Origin of the sequence: Escherichia sp. WS338, assembly GCF_046486405.1 — a bacterium.
GTDB lineage: Bacteria > Pseudomonadota > Gammaproteobacteria > Enterobacterales > Enterobacteriaceae > Escherichia > Escherichia coli.
In genome coordinates this window covers 241,271-263,154 of sequence record NZ_JBJQLL010000005.1, presented here as the reverse complement: position 1 = coordinate 263,154, position 21,884 = coordinate 241,271, and the positions used below count along the sequence as shown (strand labels likewise).

Sequence of the window (21,884 nt, the reverse complement as noted above, 5' to 3'; positions counted from 1 at the left end):
AACGAAGTTGGATGCAAATGTCAGATCGTGTGCGCCTGTTAGGGCGCGGCTGGTAAGAGAGCCTTATAGGCGCATTTGAAAAACCTCCGGCTATGCCGGAGGATATTTATTATGCCCTGGCTCGTGGCTGAGTGATACGTAAACCACTGACACAGGCAGCAATCACTGCCAGAATAGCCGCAGCCATCAGCGAGACGTGCGTACCATTATCACCAAACTGATTTAGCATCAGCGCCACCAGCGCCGCGCCACTACTCTGACCCAATAGACGAGCCGTCCCTAACATGCCACTGGCCCCACCGCTACGTTCGCGCGGAGCGGAGGTAATAATGGTGTGGTTATTGGGTGACTGGAATAAGCCAAATCCAGCGCCACATAAGATCATCGGCCAGATAATATTGATATCCGCAGGTGACGCGGGCAGCAGAACCAGGGAAAAAAGCCCCGCAGCAATGATGAACAACCCTAAAGCACCCAGCAATCCTGCATGTACGCGTTCAATCAAATAGCCTGCCAGCGGAGCCATCACCATTGTTGCTAACGGCCACGGTGTCAGAAGTAAACCTGTTTCGACTTCACTACGCCCGAGCACGGTTTGCAGGTAAAAGGGCAGGGAAACCATTGCCAGCATTTGTGCGCAGAAAGAGCAAACAGATGTGCAAATAGAAAGTGAAAACAGCGGGATACGCAGTAAATCAACCGGTAGCAGCGGTACGGGAAGAGAAAGCTGGCGGCGAATAAAGAAAATACCAACGACAACCATTACCACCAGTTCCGCAGCAATTAACGTCAGCGATTGCCCCTGAGCGAAACCACTCAACGCAGTGATAAGCAGGCCGAAGGTTAACGCGTTCATCACGGCGCTGGGCAGGTCGAAACGGGGTTTACTGGCGCGAGAACCATTGGGTGGCAGAAAACGCATCGCCAGAAGCAGGGCGATAATACCTAACGGTACGTTGATTAAAAATAACCATTTCCAGGATGCGATGGAGAGGATTGCTGCAGCAATTGTCGGCCCGGCAGCAGAAGAGACGGCAACAATAAACGAGTTTATGCCCATCCCTCTACCCAGAAAACGTTGTGGATAGATAAGGCGGATAAGTGCGGTATTAACGCTCATCAACGCTGCACCGCCGAAACCTTGTATGACACGCGCAAGGGTGAGCATTTGCAGCGAATCAGAAAGGGCGCAGAACAGTGAAGACAACAGAAAAACGACCAGACCGCATTTATAAATACGTCGATAGCCAAACATATCGCCCAGAAACGAAAATGAGAGCAGGGAGATGACAATGGCGATTTGATAGGCGTTCACTACCCAGATGGAACTGGCTGGCGTGGCATGAAGGTCCGTGGCGATTGTTGGCAGGGCGACGTTGGCGATTGCGCCGTCAAGGACAGCCATCGAAATACCAATCACAATGGTTAATATCGCACCGTATCGCTGGGGCAATGGCAGGCCGTCGGCCTGAACTTTTGGCATAGGAATTTTATATCTTTGGTGAATAATCAACAGGGGTATGATTCTAGCACTGATATTCACGGTGGATGTCGCAGAATTGTAACTAACCGGCAAAAGATGGATTGCGACCACCCTGGTGCGAAATTATAATAAAAAACAGTTCTGATTTTTATAAAACACTCGCAATGAGGTGATAAATGGCTAACGCAGATCTGGATAAACAGCCTGATTCTGTATCTTCCGTGCTAAAAGTTTTTGGCATTTTGCAGGCGCTGGGTGAAGAGCGCGAAATAGGGATAACCGAGTTGTCGCAGCGCGTCATGATGTCAAAAAGCACCGTTTATCGCTTTTTACAGACCATGAAAACCTTAGGTTATGTGGCGCAGGAAGGGGAGTCGGAGAAATATTCGCTGACCCTGAAATTGTTTGAACTGGGCGCTCGCGCGTTACAAAACGTCGATTTAATTCGTAGCGCAGATATCCAGATGCGTGAGATCTCCCGCCTGACCAAAGAAACTATCCACCTCGGCGCACTGGACGAAGACAGTATTGTTTACATTCACAAAATTGACTCTATGTACAATTTGCGCATGTATTCACGGATTGGGCGTCGTAATCCGCTGTACAGCACCGCGATTGGTAAGGTACTGCTGGCATGGCGCGATCGCGATGAAGTGAAGCAAATTCTTGAGGGCGTGGAGTATAAACGCAGTACCGAGCGGACCATCACCAGTACAGAAGCGTTATTACCCGTTCTGGACCAGGTGCGCGAGCAGGGGTATGGCGAAGATAACGAAGAGCAGGAAGAAGGGCTGCGATGCATTGCGGTTCCGGTATTTGATCGCTTTGGCGTGGTCATTGCCGGTCTTAGCATCTCCTTCCCGACGTTGCGTTTCTCTGAAGAGCGTTTACAGGAATATGTCGCAATGTTGCATACCGCGGCGCGCAAAATTTCTGCCCAAATGGGTTATCACGACTATCCGTTCTGATGAGAGTAAGAACCTGTCTGAATATCAAACAGACAGGTTCTTTATTTAGCATGAGAAAAATAAAGTTGAAGGTGGCGTTATATTAAACGCACTTGCGATAAGAATATTTTACTCATGAGTGAGAATCTGGTTATTTATTACCCTTAACCATTATCGACCACAATATTGCTTTTACGTAACAACGGGCAATCTGTTATCCCCAGAAAACCACTTTTAGTGTGCAGGTATTGTACCGTGCTGGTGCCTCTGGCGGTCAGATAGGTACATTGCAAACCTAATCCCGCGGCATTCTCTTTGCTTCCAATCAAAACGCCATATCCGCTGAGTAATAATCCTATCCATACCAGTGCAATCAGCATAACTGTGCGAATGATGAATCGCATTACAACCTCTTCTCTTTTTATGTTCGCTTAATCGTAGCGGCAATATGCGCTGAAGCAAGCGACTCATTCTGAAAAAGCACGAATATCGACATAGTTAGGCGCTGTTTAACTAACGCATGCTAGTTTAATGACATAAGGTAGGTGAAACGGAGATTGGAGTGAAAAAGTTTCGATGGGTCGTTCTGGTTGTCGTGGTGTTGGCTTGCTTGCTGCTTTGGGCGCAGGTATTCAACATGATGTGCGATCAGGATGTACAATTTTTCAGCGGAATTTGTGCCATTAACCAGTTTATCCCGTGGTGATATCATTTTTTCAGCACTAGATTTTCTTCCTCTCCAGCAGTGGTAGAATAGCGCCTCTACTCAGAGGTGGTGAAATGAACGAAGTTGTAAATTCAGGCGTGATGAACATTGCGTCTTTGGTTGTATCGGTGGTGGTTCTTTTTATCGGGCTTATCTTGTGGTTTTTTATCAATCGTGCCAGTTCACGGACTAACGAACAGATTGAACTGCTTGAGGCGTTGCTGGATCAGCAAAAACGTCAAAATGCTCTGTTACGTCGTTTGTGCGAAGCAAACGAACCTGAGAAAGCAGATAAAAAGACCGTTGAGAGTCAAAAATCGGTTGAAGACGAAGATATTATTCGTCTGGTCGCCGAACGATAATCCTTCCTCAATCTTGAGTAACCCCGTCGTTGAAGGGTTACTCAATTCATCCTGATTATACGCACTGTCATGGTGCAACTGCTTCAAATTAAAACTCTGGTCTGACTTCAAATAATTATCATATTATTTATTTGCGTAACGGGATATCAGAAAAAGATATTTAGCCCATTAATTTATTAGGATGTTTACATCGGATTTGTGATTAAGCGTGGTATTATTTATTAGCGAAACGTTTCTCTCTTGATTTTTTTTGCGCATTCATCAATTTTTCTTATTTTAAATTTACAATACCTTTGGCGATTGACTTCTCTTTGGGGTGATCGATAGCCGTTAACTGACTGTTTTATGAGAAAAAGTGATATAACTTTTTATTCATTGCATAGCAAAAAATGTGATATTGCACGCACTATGTAATAACTTCTCCCACTGGCCTGGAACAACTGAACTTATTGAACTATGTTAGAAAATACGCCAGTTTAAGTATCAGCCTGAACTGGCAAGGTTAAGCACAATGATATATCGGCGCGTATTCCGTTGCATAAGTGTGCAAAAAAAGTGGAAGACGTATCGAGATTTGTGCGTCTGATCGAGACATGTTTAAAAATGGCTTGCCATAATTAACGTTGTATGTGATAACAGATTTCGGGTTAAACGAGGTACAGTTCTGTTTATGTGTGGCATTTTCAGTAAAGAAGTCCTGAGTAAACACGTTGACGTTGAATACCGCTTCTCTGCCGAGCCTTATATTGGTGCCTCATGCAGTAATGTGTCAGTTTTATCTATGTTATGCCTGCGGGCGAAGAAAACAATCTAAGGAATTTTTCAAATGGCAAAGATTAAAGGTCAGGTTAAGTGGTTCAACGAGTCTAAAGGTTTTGGCTTCATTACTCCGGCTGATGGCAGCAAAGACGTGTTCGTACACTTCTCTGCTATCCAGGGTAATGGTTTCAAAACTCTGGCTGAAGGTCAGAACGTTGAGTTCGAAATTCAGGACGGTCAGAAAGGTCCGGCAGCTGTTAACGTAACAGCTATCTGATCGAATCCACTGATCTGAAGTGTGAATACGCTTCAATCTCGCTATAAAGCCTCGTCGAATGCGAGGCTTTTTACTTTGCTTTATCTTCGCTCCTGGCGTTCGGATATTTGCCCGCCGCGTGATTCGCGTTACACTTGCGGCCTTTAGTATCCTGCCGGAGTTGTCATGTCGTTTTCCTGTCCACTTTGCCATCAGCCTCTTTCGCGTGAAAAAAACAGCTATATCTGTCCCCAGCGACATCAGTTTGATATGGCGAAAGAAGGGTATGTCAATCTGCTGCCCGTTCAGCATAAACGGTCTCGTGATCCGGGCGACAGCGCGGAAATGATGCAAGCACGCCGCGCATTCTTAGATGCCGGACATTATCAGCCGCTGCGTGATGCAATTGTCGCCCAACTGCGGGAACGGCTTGATGAAAAGGCCACAGCGGTGCTGGATATTGGCTGTGGTGAAGGGTATTACACACACGCATTTGCCGATGCGCTGCCCGAAATCACCACGTTTGGCCTGGATGTCTCGAAGGTAGCGATAAAAGCGGCGGCGAAACGCTATCCGCAGGTCACTTTTTGTGTTGCTTCCAGCCACCGTTTGCCGTTTTCCGATACCAGTATGGACGCCATAATACGTATTTACGCGCCGTGTAAAGCAGAAGAATTAGCGCGAGTAGTGAAGCCTGGCGGCTGGGTCATTACTGCCACGCCGGGACCGCGACATTTGATGGAGCTGAAGGGGCTGATTTACAATGAAGTACATCTTCATGCACCACATGCAGAACAACTGGAAGGTTTTACATTACAGCAGAGTGATGAGTTGTGTTATCCGATGCGTCTTCGCGGTGATGAAGCCGTCGCATTATTGCAGATGACGCCGTTTGCCTGGCGTGCGAAGCCAGAAGTCTGGCAAACACTGGCAGCAAAAGAAGTGTTCGACTGCCAGACGGACTTTAATATTCACCTCTGGCAGCGTTCTTATTAACCGTGGAAGTGCGTCCAGAGGATCTGGACGCCGATGCCGATCAGCACCAGCCCGCCGAGAATTTCCGCTTTTTTCCCAATAATTGAGCCGATAAAGCGACCAACCATCATCCCTAATGTCGACATAATCAAGGTTGCACAACCAATGGCCAATGCGGTCGCGATAATGTTGACCTGCAGGAAGGCGAGACCAACACCCACAGCCATGGCATCCAGGCTGGTGGCAATCGCGGTGGTTACCAGTAGCCAGAAACCGTGCCGACGGCGCGGCTCTTCATCTTCATCATCTGCGCCACGAAAACCCTCAATAATCATTCGCCCGCCGAGGAATATCAGCAGCACAAACGCAATCCAGTGATTCCATTCAAGGACAAACCGGCTGGCTAACATGCCCATTCCCCAGCCGATCAGCGGTGTCAGGGTTTCGACGGCACCAAAAATAAGGCCGGTTCGCAATGCTTCAGAAAATTTCGGTTTATGGAGGGTGGCACCTTTACCGATTGATGCAGCAAATGCATCCATCGACATACCAAACGCAAGAAGAACAGTAGCAGTGATATTCATGACAACGTCCTGACCGGGGTATCCATAAAACACATCATCGCCCCCAGCAAACATGCATACATGAACAACAAGCCGCGATGGGTTTTCGCGTTCATGCAGGCATAGCGATTGATGTGCATATGGTCTCGCCTGACTGAAAGTGTTCAGTCCGTACGTGCCACGTTTTGCAACGAGTATGTTGACACGTACATTTCCGGAATCTGGAAATCGGCTACTCCCCAAATGAGGGCGCAACCTTAACATATTTTGAGAATATAAAACAACTGTTGGAATATATTATTTCATTGCTTTATTGATAACGATTTTCATTTAGATTTATATATCAATGAAACGTTAAAATAAATAACAAATAAGGGAAGAGGTAATATAGCCTAAGCTATGTCTGATTATTAAAAATACACTAAACATAGCTTTGGCTAAATTCATAACTTATTGAGTTGAAACGAGAAGCTTATAAATTTTTTCCAGATCGTCGATATTTCGAACGCGGATTAACAGCCGGCGCTGTTCTAATTGCATCACCAACACGCCATCTTCCGACAAGTTCATCGCTTTGATTCGGCTATATTCAATCCAGACATTGGCGAAGAAAAAACCTTTTTGTTTAAAGATGATCTTCGGAACGCGGATCCAGAATATATAAAAACCCATCAGAGCCAGTGCACTTAATAACCATGTTGTTATTAGCGCGCCATGATTCGTGACGTTGTTATAGATAAGAATGACAATCAATCCGACGAAGATAACGCTATCGATGCGACCACGCCGGAGCAAAGGAATTGCCAGCAGGGTGGGGCCGTTACGGCGGGGCATGATGAACTGATCGTAGATCGCGAAGGCCAGGAGTGCGGCGATGAAAAGAATCAGTACCAGGTCCGTGATTGTCATTAATCCTCCAGATAAAAAAACGGGGCCAAAAGGCCCCGGTAGTGTACAACAGTCTTACAGTCCCAGCAGGCCGCAAGCGTAACCAGCGATACCGATGACGAAGAAGCCAACGATGATCCACAGCGGGTTAACTTTTTTGCGCAACAGCCACATACAAGCAAAGGTCAGCAGCAGTGGTACCAGGCCTGGCATTAACTGGTCAAGAATAGTCTGGACAGTGGTAACGTGTTCTTTGCCCGTCTGGTCAGTAATGCGAGAGACAACCAGCGGGATGTTGACATGCGTCCACTTGTTAACTAATGCCCCCATGACAAACAGGCCGAGGATAGACGCCCCTTCCGTCAGTTTTTGCAGGAAGCCACCACCCATATCTTTAACGATATCGATACCTTTGGAGTAACCATACGCTACGCCGTAGTAACGGGTTGCCAGACGCACCAGGTTAAACAAGATGAAGAACAGCAGCGGACCTAACAGGCTGCCGCTCATTGCGATACCGGCCCCCAGTGCTGCAAATACCGGACGTACGGTTCCCCAGAAGATCGGGTCGCCTACACCAGCCAGCGGCCCCATCAAACCGACTTTGATACCGTTGATAGCACCGTCATCGATCTCTGCGCCATTAGCACGCTGTTCTTCCAGCGCCAGGGTTACGCCGAGAATCGGCGCAGCCACGAACGGCTGGGTGTTAAAGAACTCCAGGTGACGGCGAATAGCTTGTTTACGAGCTTCGTTGTTCTCAGGGTAGAGGCGACGAATTGCCGGTACCATAGAGAAGCAGAAACCCAGTGCCTGCATACGTTCGAAGTTCCATGAACCCTGGAAGAGGTTAGAACGCAGGAAGACGCCACGAATATCACTTTGAGTGAGTTTTTTCTCGGTGGTAGTTTGAGTTGTATCAACCATTTCGCTCACCTGTTAGTCCAGTTCGTTATCGAGATCGTTGTTACCAGCTGCCTGAGCAGGCGCACCGGCTACGCGGTTGTATTTCGGGCTAAGTTGGATGTAGAGCACTGCCATAACAGTACCAATCACACCCAGAGCAACCAGGTTAAAGTTGGTGAATGCTGCGGTTACGAAGCCGAGGTAGAAGAACGGCATCAGGTAGCCAGCACGCATCATGTTGATAACCATCGCATAACCAACCACCACGATCATGCCACCGGCGATATTCAGACCATTGGTCACCACTTCCGGAATCGCATTCAGCATGTTCTGGACTTCGCTGGTACCAACAGACAGCGCAACGATGACGGCCGGAATAGCCACACGCATTGCTTGCAGGAACAGAGAAGAAACGTGGATCCAGGAAATCGCTGTCAGGTTGCCGTTATCAGCAGCCTTATCCGCAGCGTGCTGGAAGGCAACGGTAATAGTACGAACGATGATGGTCAGTACCTGGCCCGCAGCGGCCAGAGGGATTGCCAGTGCGATACCTGCACCAATGCTCTGATGACCTGCGATAACCAGAATAGTAGAAATGATGGAAGCCAGAGCGGCGTCAGGCGCAACTGCAGCACCGATGTTCATCCAGCCCAGCGCGATCATTTCCAGCGTACCACCGATAATAATACCGGTTTTCATATCGCCAAGAACGATACCCACCAGGGTACACGCGATTAGCGGACGGTGAAACTGAAATTCATCGAGGATTGATCCCATACCTGCGATACAGGCTACGATAAATACCAGCACAATTTGAAGAGTGGTAATCTCCATTGTACTTCTCCTGTTTACGTAAGACTTAAGTGTGAAAACTGAGTGATAATCAACACAATACGTTACTTATCGATTTTGCTGATCAGATCCATCATTTTCAGTTTCGGATCGGTGGAAACCTTACGGACTTCCAGCTCAATACCGCGCGCATTCAGTTTCTTGAACGCCTCGATATCTTTTTCATCAACCGAAACCGCGTTATTCACCTGGGTTTTACCCTGACGGAATGCCATACCACCGACGTTAACAGAGGTGATTTTCACGCCGCCTTCAACGAGACGCTCTACATCTGTTGGGTTGGTAAATAACAGCATTACGCGTTCGCCAGCATATTTCGGGTTGTTGTAGACGCGAATCATTTTGGCAACATCAACTACGTGTGCTGTTACGCCCGGAGGTGCAACCTGGGTGAGCAGTGTCTTACGAACGGTATCCGCAGCCACTTCATCACTAACAACAATAATACGGGAGACATTGGTTTCTTTGGTCCAGCGGGTGGCGACCTGACCGTGTATCAGACGGTCGTCGATACGCGCAAGGCCAATAACCATGTAGTCGTTTGGTCCCATTGGTTTTGCCGGAGTTGGAGTCGCTTTTGGTGCTGCGGCAGCGGGTGCTGGCGCGGCTTTTTCAACCGGTTTGGCTTTCAGTGCTTTCACGCCTTCACGACCTGTTTCTACTGCCAGCGCCACCAGTTCATCAAAGCTTGGGTCATCATCACGGGCCATTAACGTTTCCACGAGCATTGGAATGTTAACGCCTGCAATGACTTCATAATGCTCTTTGTCGACGACAATGCGGCTGGCAGCATTGAACGGGCTGCCTCCCCATGTATCAACGAGAAACAGCACGCCTTTAGTGGTGTCGAGTTTTGCCAACTGAGCGTTGTACTTTTCAATCAGCGTTTCGGCATTTTCACCTGGAACGAAATCGATCCAGCCGACGTTTTCCTGCTCGCCTAACAGCATTTCTGCCGTTTTAAGCAACTGCTCTGCAGCCCAACCATGTGTGCCTATAACAATAGCAATGGTCACTTGCTACCTCCTTTATTATCGTTAACACCTCAACGTGCCAGATGTATTTTTGAATCGTCGTCCACAATCGAATCGATTCAGATAAGGGCTACAACCAAAAACCCCTGCGTTTCGCGATTTATTTTAGATATCGAAAAAATTATTTTATGTGATGAAGATCCGTAATTTAACTTTCGATTAGCAGAAATTTCGAAAGGTAAAATATCCTTGTCACATTCGTTTGCAAAGGAAGGTAAATCTTTGCCAAATCAGAGGCGTCTCTGATATGTTTAACTCCCGTTTAACAACCATGGAGTATAGGGCAGTAGCCCGCAGTATGGATCGTCACCGACGTCATTTCAGCATCAGGCCTTTTAACGCCTGCCTTTCTGGCACTCTATGCCGCACCTTTCGTTTGCATTTTGTCGTTACGCCTGCATTATTTCTGGCGTCGAATAGCTATTCCTTAAGCAGGAGCTTGTCATGGAATTCTTAATGGACCCCTCAATTTGGGCGGGGCTACTCACGCTTGTTGTTCTCGAAATTGTGCTGGGTATCGATAACCTGGTCTTCATTGCCATTCTTGCTGACAAACTGCCGCCAAAACAACGCGATAAAGCGCGTTTGCTGGGATTATCACTGGCGCTGATTATGCGTCTGGGGCTGCTGTCGCTGATTTCATGGATGGTCACGCTGACCAAACCGCTATTTACCGTCATGGATTTCTCCTTCTCCGGACGCGACCTGATTATGTTGTTCGGGGGCATATTCTTGCTGTTCAAAGCAACAACCGAACTGCATGAACGGCTGGAAAACCGCGATCATGATTCCGGCCACGGTAAAGGCTACGCCAGTTTCTGGGTGGTCGTCACACAGATTGTCATCCTTGACGCCGTCTTCTCGTTGGATGCGGTAATTACTGCAGTAGGGATGGTTAACCATTTGCCGGTGATGATGGCGGCGGTAGTGATTGCGATGGCAGTTATGCTGCTGGCATCGAAACCGCTGACGCGATTTGTTAACCAGCATCCAACGGTGGTGGTGCTCTGTCTGAGCTTCCTGTTAATGATTGGTCTGAGTCTGGTGGCAGAAGGTTTCGGTTTCCACATTCCGAAAGGTTACCTGTATGCCGCGATTGGCTTCTCGATCATCATCGAAGTGTTTAACCAGATTGCGCGTCGCAACTTTATTCGTCACCAGTCGACTTTGCCGCTGCGAGCGCGTACTGCCGATGCCATCCTGCGTTTGATGGGCGGGAAACGTCAGGCCAATGTCCAGCACGATGCCGATAACCCGATGCCGATGCCGATCCCGGAAGGTGCATTTGCCGAAGAAGAACGTTACATGATTAACGGCGTACTGACGCTGGCGTCGCGTTCTCTGCGCGGGATCATGACGCCGCGCGGTGAAATAAGCTGGGTTGATGCTAATCTCGGGGTCGATGAAATCCGCGAGCAACTGCTCTCTTCACCGCACAGTCTGTTCCCGGTATGTAGCGGTGAACTGGATGAAATCATTGGTATCGTACGTGCTAAAGAACTGCTGGTGGCGCTGGAAGAGGGCGTTGATGTGGCGGCGATTGCTTCGGCGTCTCCGGCGATTATCGTCCCGGAAACCCTCGATCCGATCAACCTGCTGGGCGTGCTGCGTCGTGCTCGCGGGAGCTTTGTTATCGTGACCAACGAGTTTGGTGTGGTACAAGGCTTGGTCACGCCGCTGGATGTGCTGGAAGCCATTGCGGGTGAATTCCCGGACGCTGACGAAACGCCGGAAATCATTACCGACGGTGACGGCTGGCTGGTAAAAGGCGGTACAGATTTGCATGCCTTGCAGCAGGCGCTTGATGTTGAGCACCTTGCCGATGACGATGATATCGCGACGGTCGCGGGCCTCGTGATCTCGGCAAATGGTCACATTCCCCGTGTGGGCGATGTGATTGATGTAGGGCCACTGCATATCACCATCATTGAAGCCAATGATTATCGTGTTGATCTGGTTCGCATTGTTAAAGAGCAACCGGCGCACGATGAAGATGAGTAAGCGTTAACGTAACGGCATAATGGGTGTGATATGTCCATTATGCCGGGCGGGCGGCGGTTGGCTGCCCGCCAGCCATTTGGGAAAATCACGTAGTGGCATCGGCTGTGCGTACAAATACCCTTGCAAAATATGGACGCCATGACGGCGCAAATATTTCGCCTGTTCTTGCGTTTCCACACCCTCCGCCACCAGTTCAATATTCAGTCTTTGCCCCAGTGCGATGATGATATCGGTCACCGTCGAGTTAACCGCGTCAGAACCTATAGCTGCGGTAAATGACTTATCAATTTTCAGCACGTCAGGACGTAATGTTTCAAGCCAGGAAAATGAACTATTGCCGGTGCCGAAGTCATCAATCGCCAGTTTGACGTTTTTACGATGTAGCTCGCGGGCAATCCGATAATCAACATCCAGTAAGGCATCGCGTTCGGTGATTTCGAGGATCAGTTGCTGAATCGGGTGAGCGCTAAACCAGTACTGATTGAGATCTTTTATCAGCACACCACGGCGAAAATGGCTGGGTGCGACGTTAATGCCAACATGAAACTGACTACTCATCGGGAAAACATGGCGCTGACGAATGGTTTCTGCCATCACATAGCGGGTCAGTGGCACAATTAAATGATGTTCTTCCGCGATAGGAATAAACACATCCGGCGAAATCCAGCCCTGACGCGGATTGTTCCAGCGCAGCAAAATCTCTACGCCAATACATTGCTGGCTGCGCGCATTAAGCAAAGGCTGGCAGAACAATTCGAACTCATGTTGCGCCAGGCCCAGATTGATTTCGCGGGAAAAACTCATCCGGTAAGCGGTCGCCAGCCAGGCGATATAGCCCACCAGTAAACTTAGCAGCACCGCCAGCGGTAATTGTGTTGGAAGATAGTGCCATGCCAGCGCCGTAGCCCCCGGGCCATTAACGTTAATGGTAAAAGGAAAGCGTTGCGAAGAAACCTGATAGTTTTCATTGTTTTCAGGTTGCGGAAGGGAATCTACCAGCCCATTACCATAGAGCAAATGCCGATCGTCCACCGTCAGGCTGGCGCTACTGATTTGCGGCAGTTGTGGCTCAAGCAGCATTGCCGCCAGTAAGTCGATGTTAATCATCTCCATAACCCCAGCTTTGCTACTGCCCGCTGCTGGCGTCCATTGAATCAAAACCGGACTGCCTTTAATCAGGGCATGGTCGGTCGTCAGGCGTAAAAGTGGTTGCGGTGCAGGAAGTTCAGCCAGAATGTCCACGACGGGCACATTGCGATAACCAAAAATGCTGGAGCAATAAAGTGTGCCGTCTTGCACCAGGCCAATGGATCGCACAGTTTGGAGTTTTGCCGCCTGTTTACGTAATGGCAAATGGGCGACAGAGCAGGGCAGACCAATCAGCGGAAGCAAGACTTCGCTACCTGCCTGTAGGGGAAGCAGTACTTTATCTAATTCCTCTACAGCGTGATTGGCGAATTGTACTACCCGTTGTTGATTTAAGTTACGCTGTGAAATAAATCGCACGCTCAGGGTCGAAGCGAGCGTAACGAGTGCGCAAATCGTACAAACAATCATTCGATTACGGCGATAGGTTTTAATGATCCGTTGTGCTTTTTGCATGCGGGCCACCCTGTAAGCGTATGGCGACAAACGCCTGACGCAACAGTGGAAGTGTAGTGGGGAATATTACAGCAGACGAGAAAGCGGGGATAAATTCGCCCATCCGTTGCAGATGGGCGAGTAAGAAGTATTAGTCACACTGGACTTTGATTGCCAGACCACCGCGTGAGGTTTCGCGGTATTTGGCGTTCATGTCCTTACCGGTTTCGTACATCGTTTCGATGACCTTATCCAGCGAGACGCGCGGTGCACTGGTGCGGCGCAGAGCCATCCGTGCGGCGTTAATCGCCTTCACAGAGGCAATGGCATTACGCTCAATGCACGGCACCTGAACCTGCCCTGCAACCGGGTCGCAGGTTAAACCAAGGTTGTGTTCCATGCCAATTTCCGCCGCCACGCAAACCTGTTCCGGGCTACCGCCCAGCAGTTCTGCAAGACCCGCAGCAGCCATTGAACAGGCAACACCCACTTCGCCCTGGCAACCGACTTCCGCACCGGAAATAGACGCGTTCATTTTATACAGTGCACCAATCGCGCCCGCTGCCATAAAGTAACGGGTATAGATGTCCGGGCTAACCGATTCAATAAAGTGGTCATAATAAGCCAGCACTGCCGGAACAATGCCACAAGCACCGTTGGTTGGCGCTGTTACCACACGACCACCGGCGGCGTTTTCTTCGTTAACTGCCAGCGCAAACATGTTTACCCAGTCAATGACATTCATCGGATCGTTAGACAGTTTATCGCTGGAAACTAACATCCGGCGCAGGGCCGACGCACGACGCGGCACGCGCAGCGGGCCTGGCAGTACGCCTTCGGTGTTCATCCCGCGATCGATACATGCCTGCATGGTTTGCCAGACATGAGCGAAATACTCGTCGATCTCTTTCTTGCTGTGCAGCGCCAGTTCGTTCTGCATAGCGAGACCAGAAAGCGAATAGCCGGTTTCATTGCAGTACGCCAGCAGTTCGGTGGCAGATTTGAACGGATACGGCACGCTCACTTCGTTGGCGGCATCCTGACCAAAGTGTTCTTCATCGACGATAAAACCGCCGCCGATGGAATAATAAGTTTTGCTGTAGACGACTTCATCGCCGTTATAGGCGTGGATTTGCATACCGTTTTCATGCAGCGGCAGGTTGCCGTTATGAAAACGCATCCCGTTGTCGCGCGGGAAATCCACTTCATGCCGTCCCTGTGCCAGCAGCAGACGTTCGCGCTCTTCTACGTCGCGAATAAAACCGGGAATACTGTCGATATCCACGGTGGCAGGTTCGTTACCTGCAAGACCCATAATAATGGCGATATCGGTGTGGTGGCCTTTACCCGTCAGCGACAGTGAACCATAAACGTCCACGGCAACGCGAGTAACGCTATCCAGTAAGCCTTTTTCGACCAGATCATCGACGAACTGTTTACCCGCCTTCATAGGCCCTACGGTATGGGAAGATGAGGGACCAATCCCCACCTTAAACATGTCGAATAGACTAATCACGATAATACTCCTGACAAGGTGACTGGACTTCCAGTAACGAACTAATAACAGCGCATAGTGTAAGAGGGAACGCGGCGACTGGCTTAACTATTCACATGAATTAAACTAATCAAAAACCGCGATTTAACTAATATTGCGATGATTGTCTCAAGTAGTGTTTTGTAGATGTAAAGATAAGTATAGTCAGGGTTTCACACCAATTTGCAGCGCCAGCTCACGAATTATGCCTGCGGTCATTCCCCATACAAAATACTGTTCATACCAGGACAGCCATACCCGATGTGAATCGCCACGGCGGTAGATATCTAAAGGGTGATAACGACCCAGATGTAATGCCTGGGCGAGCGGCATTTCAAACACCGCCGAGACTTCATCTTCACTGGCGCGATACGGCAGATCGGGCGGGATAATGCCGACCACCGGGGTTACCTGGTAGCCAGTTACGCTATCGACGGGCGGCAGTACGCCGATAACTTCAACGGCGGAAGGCGGTATAGCGACCTCTTCTTCAGCTTCGCGCAGCGCGGCGGCGATAACTGATGCATCCGTGTCATCGACTGCGCCTCCAGGGAATGCCACTTGTCCAGCGTGTTTACGCAGATGAATTGAACGCTGAGTCAGCAACAACCCCGGTTGCGGTCGACGGACGATGGGGATTAACACGGCAGCCTGACGATGATTTAGGGTTTCCCGGTTAATTTGCGGGCGCAAAAGTTGAAAGCGCGATAAAAAATCATCAAGCGTCAGGCTACGGTATTCCACGTCTTACTTCTCCAGTTGGCGTAATATCTTATTAACTTTATCAAAAGTTTCCTGATATTCCGCTTCTTCCTGGCTATCGGCGACAATTCCACCGCCCGCAGAGCAGTATATTTGTCCGTTAATGGCAGTCAGAGTGCGGATAGTAATGCTGGTATCCATGTTGCCGCAAAAGCTCAAATAGCCAATGCTGCCGCACCAGGCATTACGTCGCTGCGGTTCCAGTTCGTCGATAATTTCCATAGCCCGTACTTTCGGAGCCCCGGTTATTGAGCCACCAGGAAAAGCTGCGCACAGCAGATCGCTGGCGTGTAACTGTTCTGGTAGCCGCGCCGTTATGGTGCTGACCAGATGATGCACGGCAGGGAAGGGTTCCACCACGAAGAGCTCTGGTACTTTTACCGAACCTGCTACGGCAACACGACCGATATCATTACGCATTAAATCGACAATCATCAGATTTTCGGCACGATCTTTCGCTGAGTTCGCCAGTTTCTCTGCTTGTTTGCTATCTTCCTGAGGATCGGGCAGGCGTGGTAGCGTGCCTTTAATCGGGCGGGTCTGGATTTCACTATTATCACAAAGAATAAACCGCTCTGGCGAAAGGCTTAAAATCACGCCCTGTTCAAGACGTAAAAAAGCGCTAAATGGCGCGCGGTTGGCCTGATTAAGCTGAAGGAATGCCTGCCATTCATCGCCAGAATAGGTCGCATGAAAACGCTGGGCGAGATTCACCTGATAGCAATCACCGCTGTGCAGATATTCCTGTACCTGGCGAAATTTTTCGCCGTACTGCTCGCGGGTCATATTGGATTGCCAGTCGGAAGTGAGCGTGAAATCTTCCTGCGGCGAGAATTGCTGGCTTTCCAGCCAGGCCCGACGGGCATTGACATCATTATGACTCAGCAAAGAAACTGTATGACGCTGGTGGTCGACAATGAGCGCCCAATCGTAGATACCCACTGCCATATCCGGCAGAACGATATCTTGCTGCGCAATTTCTGGCAGTGACTCAAAACGGCGGCCCAGATCGTAGCCAAACAATCCCAGCGCGCCGCCCTGAAATGGCAAATCTTCGTTATGCGCTGGGCGAATGTCCGCGCGATCCAGCACCTGCTGGAGCACCTGTAGCGGGTCATCAGTGGTCGTTGTGCGTTTTTCGCTTTCACTAACAACGGTTTCTTTACCGAAAGTGGTTAAAGTGCAAATTGGCTCGGCGACCACAATATCAAAGCGGCTATATGGATGATCGGCATAGCCGGAGTGTAAAAGCATCGCCCACGGCAGGTGGCTTAAGCGGGAGAAATAAAATTCAGCGGCGTCCTGACGCCAGGGTAAAGTAATCACAGCGGGAGATAACGTCTTCATCAGTCCTGACTCTACTGGCTATGTGCCGGGTAGCATGAAATAATTAGCGCCAACAATTTAGCAGGAGTTAACAATGTTTGCAGGTTTACCTTCACTCACCCATGAACAGCAGCAAAAAGCTGTCGAGCGGATCCAGGAACTGATGGCTCAAGGGATGAGCAGCGGCCAGGCAATCGCGTTGGTGGCAGAAGAGCTGCGTGCCAACCATGCCGGCGAGCGAATCGTGGCGCGTTTTGAGGATGAAGACGAGTAACACACTTATCCGTATCGCTTTCGTTATAGAAGCCAATGGTTATTTGATTGTGAGAAAAAGGACGCTTTTCATATGTGATTAAAAGCGTCCTGACCCATTTATGCTGATGTAAATTTAACTTAGACCAGTGCTTTTAGTTCTTCCTGCATATATGTTGAAAAGTATTCAGGATTTTTAATCACAATGCGTTCACCAGACTCCATTTTTTTTGCCCATCCAACCATTTTTTCCGTGAACCCCGGGGTCCAGCCTTCCTGGTCAGCTCGCGCCGTAATATCAGCGGCAGTCGCGGGTACTCCCAGTTCTTTCAAATATTTAAAGATTCCCTTCGCCGTGCTTTCATTCATCGAACTTGGTGTTGGCGCTGATACATCCATGGCACCAATGAAATCCAGGGCTTTATCTATTACAGCAGGCATATTCTTATCCTTAAAATTAACCATGTTATCGATAAGGCTATATATGACCTTAATTTGCATCTAATATCAAAGGGATTATAACGATATGGCACGAGTTAACCTGTTGACATTCAGGTGTTTTAAAGGTAGCAGCTCATGGTGTGTTATCCAGTAAGATGGAGAAAATTAACGGTCAGTCCGCACGCTATAACCAAATTGTTCAGCTAAGAAAGAAAACCAGAGATGCTAATCGAAGGGCGAACACAACGGCATTGTTATGTTTATTTATATAGTTAGTTTTATAGATAAAATTGAAATTATAAAAATAAATAATGAATTAGCAGAAGCATCAACAGTAATATCTTAATCTCTGGTCGATTTATGTAAAACCGACCAGTATTATCGATAAATTATCGTCTGACTTATTTTGCTTCGATAAAGCTTACACCGCAGCCACAATCTTAATTTCAACTTTATACTTCGGGTTCATCAAACCCGCTTGTACCGTGCAGCGCACCGGCGCATGACCCGCGACAACCCAGGCATCCCACGCTTTATTCATCGCCGCGAAGTCGTTTTTATCGGCCAGGAAAATGGTGGTATCCAGAATGCTCGATTTATTGCTGCCCTGTTTTTCCAGCACGGCGTCAATCTGCGCCAGCGTGTTGGCGGTTTGCTCAAAGGCATCGGCGTCGAGGTTTTCCGGTACACCAGTGTAGTAGAGAGTGTTGTTGTGGATTACTACATCAGACCAGCGGGCTTCAGCATCGATACGAACGATAGTCATCATTTTGTCCTCATTAATACTTCCATTTTCGTGCTGCAAAGACTGCCACAATGTGAGGTCGCCGTCACCACTTCAACTGGCGAAAGCGCCCTCATCCTGACATAATCCCTGTTCAAATCAACAGGGGGTAGTGTGACGGACGATTTTGCACCAGACGGTCAGCTGGCGAAAGCGATACCAGGCTTTAAGCCGCGAGAACCACAGCGACAGATGGCGGTAGCCGTCACCCAGGCGATAGAAAAAGGCCAGCCGCTGGTGGTGGAAGCCGGAACCGGTACGGGCAAAACCTACGCTTACCTGGCCCCTGCGCTGCGGGCGAAAAAGAAAGTCATTATCTCGACCGGCTCAAAAGCGTTGCAGGATCAGCTCTACAGCCGCGATTTGCCAACGGTTTCAAAGGCGTTGAAATATACGGGCAACGTGGCGTTGCTGAAAGGGCGCTCAAACTACCTCTGCCTCGAACGTCTCGAACAGCAGGCGCTGACGGGGGGCGATCTGCCGGTACAAATCTTAAGCGATGTGATCCTGCTGCGCTCCTGGTCTAATCAAACAATCGATGGTGATATCAGCACCTGCGTCAGCGTGGCGGAAGATTCACAGGCGTGGCCGCTGGTCACCAGCACCAACGATAACTGCCTTGGCAGCGACTGCCCGATGTATAAAGATTGCTTTGTGGTCAAAGCACGCAAAAAAGCGATGGACGCCGATGTGGTGGTGGTAAACCATCATCTCTTTCTGGCGGATATGGTGGTGAAAGAGAGTGGATTTGGCGAACTGATCCCGGAAGCTGACGTCATGATCTTCGACGAAGCCCACCAGCTGCCTGACATTGCCAGCCAGTATTTTGGTCAGTCACTCTCCAGTCGACAACTGCTCGACCTGGCAAAAGACATCACCATCGCCTATCGCACCGAATTAAAAGATACTCAGCAGTTACAAAAGTGCGCCGACCGCCTTGCCCAGAGCGCGCAGGATTTTCGTCTGCAACTCGGTGAGCCTGGTTATCGTGGCAACCTGCGCGAACTGTTAGCTAATCCGCAAATTCAACGGGCGTTTTTACTGCTCGATGACACCCTGGAACTTTGTTATGACGTGGCGAAACTGTCGCTGGGGCGTTCCGCCTTGCTGGATGCGGCATTTGAGCGCGCCACGTTGTATCGTACGCGGCTGAAACGGCTAAAAGAGATCAATCAGCCGGGCTACAGCTACTGGTACGAATGCACTTCGCGCCATTTTACTCTGGCGCTCACGCCGCTCAGCGTGGCGGATAAATTCAAAGAGTTAATGGCGCAAAAACCCGGTAGCTGGATCTTTACCTCAGCAACGCTGTCGGTGAACGACGATCTGCATCATTTTACCTCGCGGCTTGGCATTGAACAGGCAGAGTCGTTGCTGTTACCCAGCCCGTTTGATTACAGCCGCCAGGCGTTACTCTGTGTGCCGCGCAACCTGCCGCAAACCAATCAACCGGGCTCCGCACGGCAACTGGCGGCAATGTTGCGACCGATCATCGAAGCTAACAACGGTCGTTGTTTTATGCTTTGTACCTCGCACGCCATGATGCGCGATCTTGCCGAGCAGTTCCGCGCTACCATGACGCTTCCCGTTTTGTTGCAGGGGGAAACCAGCAAAGGGCAACTGTTGCAGCAATTTGTCAGCGCCGGTAACGCGCTTCTTGTGGCAACCAGCAGCTTCTGGGAAGGGGTGGATGTGCGTGGCGATACATTGTCATTGGTGATTATCGACAAGTTGCCGTTTACCTCACCGGATGATCCACTATTAAAAGCGCGCATGGAAGATTGCCGTTTGCGTGGTGGTGACCCGTTCGATGAAGTACAACTGCCGGATGCGGTGATTACTCTCAAGCAGGGAGTAGGGCGACTGATTCGCGACGCCGACGATCGCGGCGTGCTGGTGATTTGCGATAATCGGCTGGTGATGCGCCCTTACGGCGCGACGTTTCTCGCCAGTCTGCCGCCAGCGCCGCGCACCCGTGACATTGCCCGTGCGGTTCGTTTCCTTGCGATACCATCCTCCAGGTAATTTGTTACGGAGTATGGTATGATGCGCGCCTTTTTATTGATCTAAGCACGAAGACCCATGCGAATTCTGGCTATCGATACCGCGACAGAGGCCTGCTCTGTCGCCCTGTGGAACGACGGTACTGTCAACGCTCATTTTGAGCTTTGCCCTCGTGAACATACTCAACGAATCTTACCGATGGTGCAGGATATCCTGACCACCAGCGGAACTTCCCTGACTGATATTAACGCTCTGGCTTACGGGCGCGGCCCCGGTAGCTTTACCGGCGTGCGCATTGGTATTGGTATTGCGCAGGGGCTGGCGCTTGGCGCGGATCTGCCGATGATTGGCGTTTCCACGCTCATGACAATGGCGCAAGGGGCGTGGCGCAAAAACGGCGCAACCCGCGTGCTGGCTGCTATTGATGCGCGGATGGGCGAAGTTTACTGGGCCGAATATCAGCGTGATGAAAAGGGTATCTGGCACGGTGAAGAAACCGAAGCCGTACTCAAACCCGAACTCGTTCATGAACGGATGCAACAGCTTTCCGGGGAATGGGTGACGGTAGGTACAGGCTGGCAAGCCTGGCCGGATCTCGGTAAAGAGAGCGGTTTGACCCTGTGCGATGGCGAAGTGTTACTGCCCGCTGCAGAAGATATGCTTCCGATTGCGTGTCAGATGTTTGCCGAGGGTAAAACGGTGGCGGTGGAACATGCCGAACCGGTTTATTTACGTAACAACGTCGCATGGAAGAAACTTCCGGGCAAAGAATGAATCTTAAGAGTATGCCCTGAGAAAAAAGGAGTCGCATCATGGCGGTTCAAAAGAATGTTATCAAAGGCATACTGGCAGGTACGTTTGCGCTAATGCTCAGCGGTTGTGTTACTGTGCCGGACGCCATTAAAGGCAGCAGTCCCACGCCGCAACAAGATTTAGTTCGGGTGATGAGTGCGCCGCAGCTGTACGTTGGTCAGGAGGCACGCTTTGGTGGCAAAGTGGTTGCGGTACAAAACCAGCAAGGGAAAACCCGCCTGGAAATTGCCACCGTACCACTGGACAGCGGAGCCAGACCGACGCTGGGAGAACCTTCTCGCGGTCGCATTTATGCTGATGTGAACGGTTTTCTGGACCCGGTAGATTTCCGTGGACAACTGGTTACGGTAGTTGGGCCAATCACCGGTGCGGTTGACGGCAAAATCGGTAATACGCCCTATAAATTTATGGTGATGCAGGTAACGGGTTACAAACGTTGGCATTTAACCCAGCAGGTGATTATGCCGCCTCAGCCGATTGATCCATGGTTTTATGGCGGTCGTGGCTGGCCCTATGGCTACGGTGGATGGGGCTGGTATAATCCCGGCCCCGCGAGAGTACAAACTGTTGTAACTGAATAATTGCTTGTTTTTAAAGAAAAAGAAACAGCGGCTGGTCCGCTGTTTCTGCATTCTTACGGTAAAGATAAAAATAA

Annotated in this window: 26 protein-coding genes; 12 read left to right on the top strand and 14 right to left on the bottom strand. The window is 49.7% G+C overall.

All coding sequences use genetic code 11. From position 1 onward, the window contains the following. Positions 1–109 precede the first annotated feature (109 nt). Complete coding sequence (locus ACJHWT_RS06830) at positions 110–1,483, bottom strand: MFS transporter (RefSeq protein ID WP_410232320.1); 1,374 nt, start codon at positions 1,481–1,483, stop codon at positions 110–112. Positions 1,484–1,659: 176 nt separating this feature from the next. Between ACJHWT_RS06830 and kdgR the strand changes: the two genes are divergently transcribed. Beyond that, positions 1,660–2,451, top strand: a complete 792-nt coding sequence (gene kdgR, locus ACJHWT_RS06825) for a DNA-binding transcriptional regulator KdgR (protein ID WP_001262182.1) — start codon at positions 1,660–1,662, stop codon at positions 2,449–2,451. A gap of 143 nt (positions 2,452–2,594) precedes the next feature. Here kdgR and ACJHWT_RS06820 read toward each other — a convergent pair whose 3' ends face one another. After that, complete coding sequence (locus ACJHWT_RS06820; protein ID WP_001211011.1) at positions 2,595–2,834, bottom strand: YobH family protein; 240 nt, start codon at positions 2,832–2,834, stop codon at positions 2,595–2,597. A gap of 158 nt (positions 2,835–2,992) precedes the next feature. Between ACJHWT_RS06820 and mgrB the strand changes: the two genes are divergently transcribed. The 5 genes from mgrB to rlmA all read left to right on the top strand — a co-directional run bounded on the left by mgrB (position 2,993) and on the right by rlmA (position 5,509). Then, entirely contained in the window at positions 2,993–3,136 is a 144-nt protein-coding gene (gene mgrB / locus ACJHWT_RS06815; protein WP_000714550.1) for a PhoP/PhoQ regulator MgrB, read from the top strand. A gap of 74 nt (positions 3,137–3,210) precedes the next feature. After that, positions 3,211–3,498, top strand: a complete 288-nt coding sequence (locus ACJHWT_RS06810) for a YebO family protein (protein ID WP_001006855.1) — start codon at positions 3,211–3,213, stop codon at positions 3,496–3,498. Between the two features lie 670 nt (positions 3,499–4,168). Continuing rightward, on the top strand, positions 4,169–4,312 hold the full coding sequence (locus tag ACJHWT_RS06805; RefSeq protein ID WP_001295496.1) for a DUF2627 domain-containing protein: 144 nt from the start codon (positions 4,169–4,171) through the stop codon (positions 4,310–4,312). A 12-nt stretch (positions 4,313–4,324) separates the two neighbouring features. After that, complete coding sequence (gene cspE / locus ACJHWT_RS06800; RefSeq protein WP_001062678.1) at positions 4,325–4,534, top strand: transcription antiterminator/RNA stability regulator CspE; 210 nt, start codon at positions 4,325–4,327, stop codon at positions 4,532–4,534. 165 nt (positions 4,535–4,699) lie between these two features. Beyond that, positions 4,700–5,509, top strand: coding sequence for a 23S rRNA (guanine(745)-N(1))-methyltransferase (gene rlmA, locus ACJHWT_RS06795; protein WP_000010122.1), 810 nt, complete (start codon positions 4,700–4,702; stop codon positions 5,507–5,509). On the opposite strand, the gene mntP is transcribed toward rlmA, so the two are convergent. The 6 genes from mntP to manX all read right to left on the bottom strand — a co-directional run bounded on the left by mntP (position 5,506) and on the right by manX (position 9,713). Then, positions 5,506–6,072 carry a manganese efflux pump MntP gene (mntP, locus tag ACJHWT_RS06790; protein ID WP_001296134.1) on the bottom strand — a complete coding sequence of 189 codons (567 nt, stop codon included), beginning with the start codon at positions 6,070–6,072 and terminating at the stop codon, positions 5,506–5,508. The genes rlmA and mntP overlap by 4 nt on opposite strands. Then, positions 6,069–6,191 (bottom strand): hypothetical protein, encoded by a 123-nt coding sequence (locus ACJHWT_RS06785; protein WP_000547919.1) that lies wholly within the window; start codon positions 6,189–6,191, stop codon positions 6,069–6,071. The genes mntP and ACJHWT_RS06785 overlap by 4 nt, the downstream gene beginning before the upstream one ends. A 310-nt stretch (positions 6,192–6,501) precedes the next feature. Then, entirely contained in the window at positions 6,502–6,960 is a 459-nt protein-coding gene (locus ACJHWT_RS06780) for a DUF986 family protein (protein WP_000156255.1), read from the bottom strand. A 54-nt stretch (positions 6,961–7,014) separates the two neighbouring features. Then, on the bottom strand, positions 7,015–7,866 hold the full coding sequence (manZ, locus tag ACJHWT_RS06775; RefSeq protein WP_000228655.1) for a PTS mannose transporter subunit IID: 852 nt from the start codon (positions 7,864–7,866) through the stop codon (positions 7,015–7,017). A 12-nt stretch (positions 7,867–7,878) separates the two neighbouring features. Further along, positions 7,879–8,679 (bottom strand): PTS mannose transporter subunit IIC, encoded by an 801-nt coding sequence (manY, locus tag ACJHWT_RS06770; protein ID WP_000406926.1) that lies wholly within the window; start codon positions 8,677–8,679, stop codon positions 7,879–7,881. Positions 8,680–8,741: 62 nt separating this feature from the next. Beyond that, positions 8,742–9,713 carry a PTS mannose transporter subunit IIAB gene (manX, locus tag ACJHWT_RS06765; protein ID WP_000150545.1) on the bottom strand — a complete coding sequence of 324 codons (972 nt, stop codon included), beginning with the start codon at positions 9,711–9,713 and terminating at the stop codon, positions 8,742–8,744. Between the two features lie 316 nt (positions 9,714–10,029). Between manX and ACJHWT_RS06760 the strand changes: the two genes are divergently transcribed. Both ACJHWT_RS06760 and yoaE read left to right on the top strand, forming a co-directional pair. Continuing rightward, positions 10,030–10,188, top strand: a complete 159-nt coding sequence (locus ACJHWT_RS06760; protein WP_001327808.1) for a protein YoaL — start codon at positions 10,030–10,032, stop codon at positions 10,186–10,188. After that, a complete protein-coding gene (gene yoaE, locus ACJHWT_RS06755) occupies positions 10,176–11,732 on the top strand; it encodes a CNNM family cation transport protein YoaE (RefSeq protein WP_000394990.1) in 1,557 nt (518 codons plus the stop codon). The genes ACJHWT_RS06760 and yoaE overlap by 13 nt, the downstream gene beginning before the upstream one ends. A gap of 3 nt (positions 11,733–11,735) precedes the next feature. Here the strand turns inward: yoaE and ACJHWT_RS06750 are convergent, their stop codons facing one another. From ACJHWT_RS06750 to pabB, 4 genes are all read right to left on the bottom strand, one after another. Continuing rightward, positions 11,736–13,334 carry an EAL domain-containing protein gene (locus tag ACJHWT_RS06750; protein ID WP_001317880.1) on the bottom strand — a complete coding sequence of 533 codons (1,599 nt, stop codon included), beginning with the start codon at positions 13,332–13,334 and terminating at the stop codon, positions 11,736–11,738. A 130-nt stretch (positions 13,335–13,464) separates the two neighbouring features. Next, positions 13,465–14,829 carry an L-serine ammonia-lyase gene (sdaA, locus tag ACJHWT_RS06745; protein ID WP_000624298.1) on the bottom strand — a complete coding sequence of 455 codons (1,365 nt, stop codon included), beginning with the start codon at positions 14,827–14,829 and terminating at the stop codon, positions 13,465–13,467. 183 nt (positions 14,830–15,012) lie between these two features. Next, positions 15,013–15,591, bottom strand: a complete 579-nt coding sequence (locus ACJHWT_RS06740) for a CoA pyrophosphatase (RefSeq protein ID WP_000456725.1) — start codon at positions 15,589–15,591, stop codon at positions 15,013–15,015. A 3-nt stretch (positions 15,592–15,594) separates the two neighbouring features. Further along, positions 15,595–16,956, bottom strand: a complete 1,362-nt coding sequence (pabB, locus tag ACJHWT_RS06735) for an aminodeoxychorismate synthase component 1 (protein WP_000855009.1) — start codon at positions 16,954–16,956, stop codon at positions 15,595–15,597. A 73-nt stretch (positions 16,957–17,029) separates the two neighbouring features. On the opposite strand from pabB, the gene ACJHWT_RS06730 reads away from it, so the two are divergent. Further along, positions 17,030–17,209 carry a YoaH family protein gene (locus tag ACJHWT_RS06730; protein WP_000457331.1) on the top strand — a complete coding sequence of 60 codons (180 nt, stop codon included), beginning with the start codon at positions 17,030–17,032 and terminating at the stop codon, positions 17,207–17,209. A 119-nt stretch (positions 17,210–17,328) separates the two neighbouring features. Here ACJHWT_RS06730 and ACJHWT_RS06725 read toward each other — a convergent pair whose 3' ends face one another. Further along, entirely contained in the window at positions 17,329–17,628 is a 300-nt protein-coding gene (locus tag ACJHWT_RS06725; RefSeq protein ID WP_001111999.1) for a DUF1889 family protein, read from the bottom strand. A 421-nt stretch (positions 17,629–18,049) separates the two neighbouring features. Further along, positions 18,050–18,394 carry a RidA family protein gene (locus ACJHWT_RS06720; protein WP_000158029.1) on the bottom strand — a complete coding sequence of 115 codons (345 nt, stop codon included), beginning with the start codon at positions 18,392–18,394 and terminating at the stop codon, positions 18,050–18,052. Positions 18,395–18,526: 132 nt separating this feature from the next. Here ACJHWT_RS06720 and ACJHWT_RS06715 point away from each other — a divergent pair, with 132 nt between their 5' ends. From ACJHWT_RS06715 to yeaY, 3 genes are read left to right on the top strand one after another with little or no spacing between them, the layout of a single operon-like run. Next, positions 18,527–20,437, top strand: a complete 1,911-nt coding sequence (locus ACJHWT_RS06715) for an ATP-dependent DNA helicase (RefSeq protein WP_000128866.1) — start codon at positions 18,527–18,529, stop codon at positions 20,435–20,437. Positions 20,438–20,494: 57 nt separating this feature from the next. Beyond that, entirely contained in the window at positions 20,495–21,190 is a 696-nt protein-coding gene (tsaB, locus tag ACJHWT_RS06710) for a tRNA (adenosine(37)-N6)-threonylcarbamoyltransferase complex dimerization subunit type 1 TsaB (protein WP_001220956.1), read from the top strand. A gap of 38 nt (positions 21,191–21,228) precedes the next feature. Further along, positions 21,229–21,810 carry a Slp family lipoprotein YeaY gene (yeaY, locus tag ACJHWT_RS06705; protein WP_000290576.1) on the top strand — a complete coding sequence of 194 codons (582 nt, stop codon included), beginning with the start codon at positions 21,229–21,231 and terminating at the stop codon, positions 21,808–21,810. Positions 21,811–21,884 lie beyond the last annotated feature (74 nt).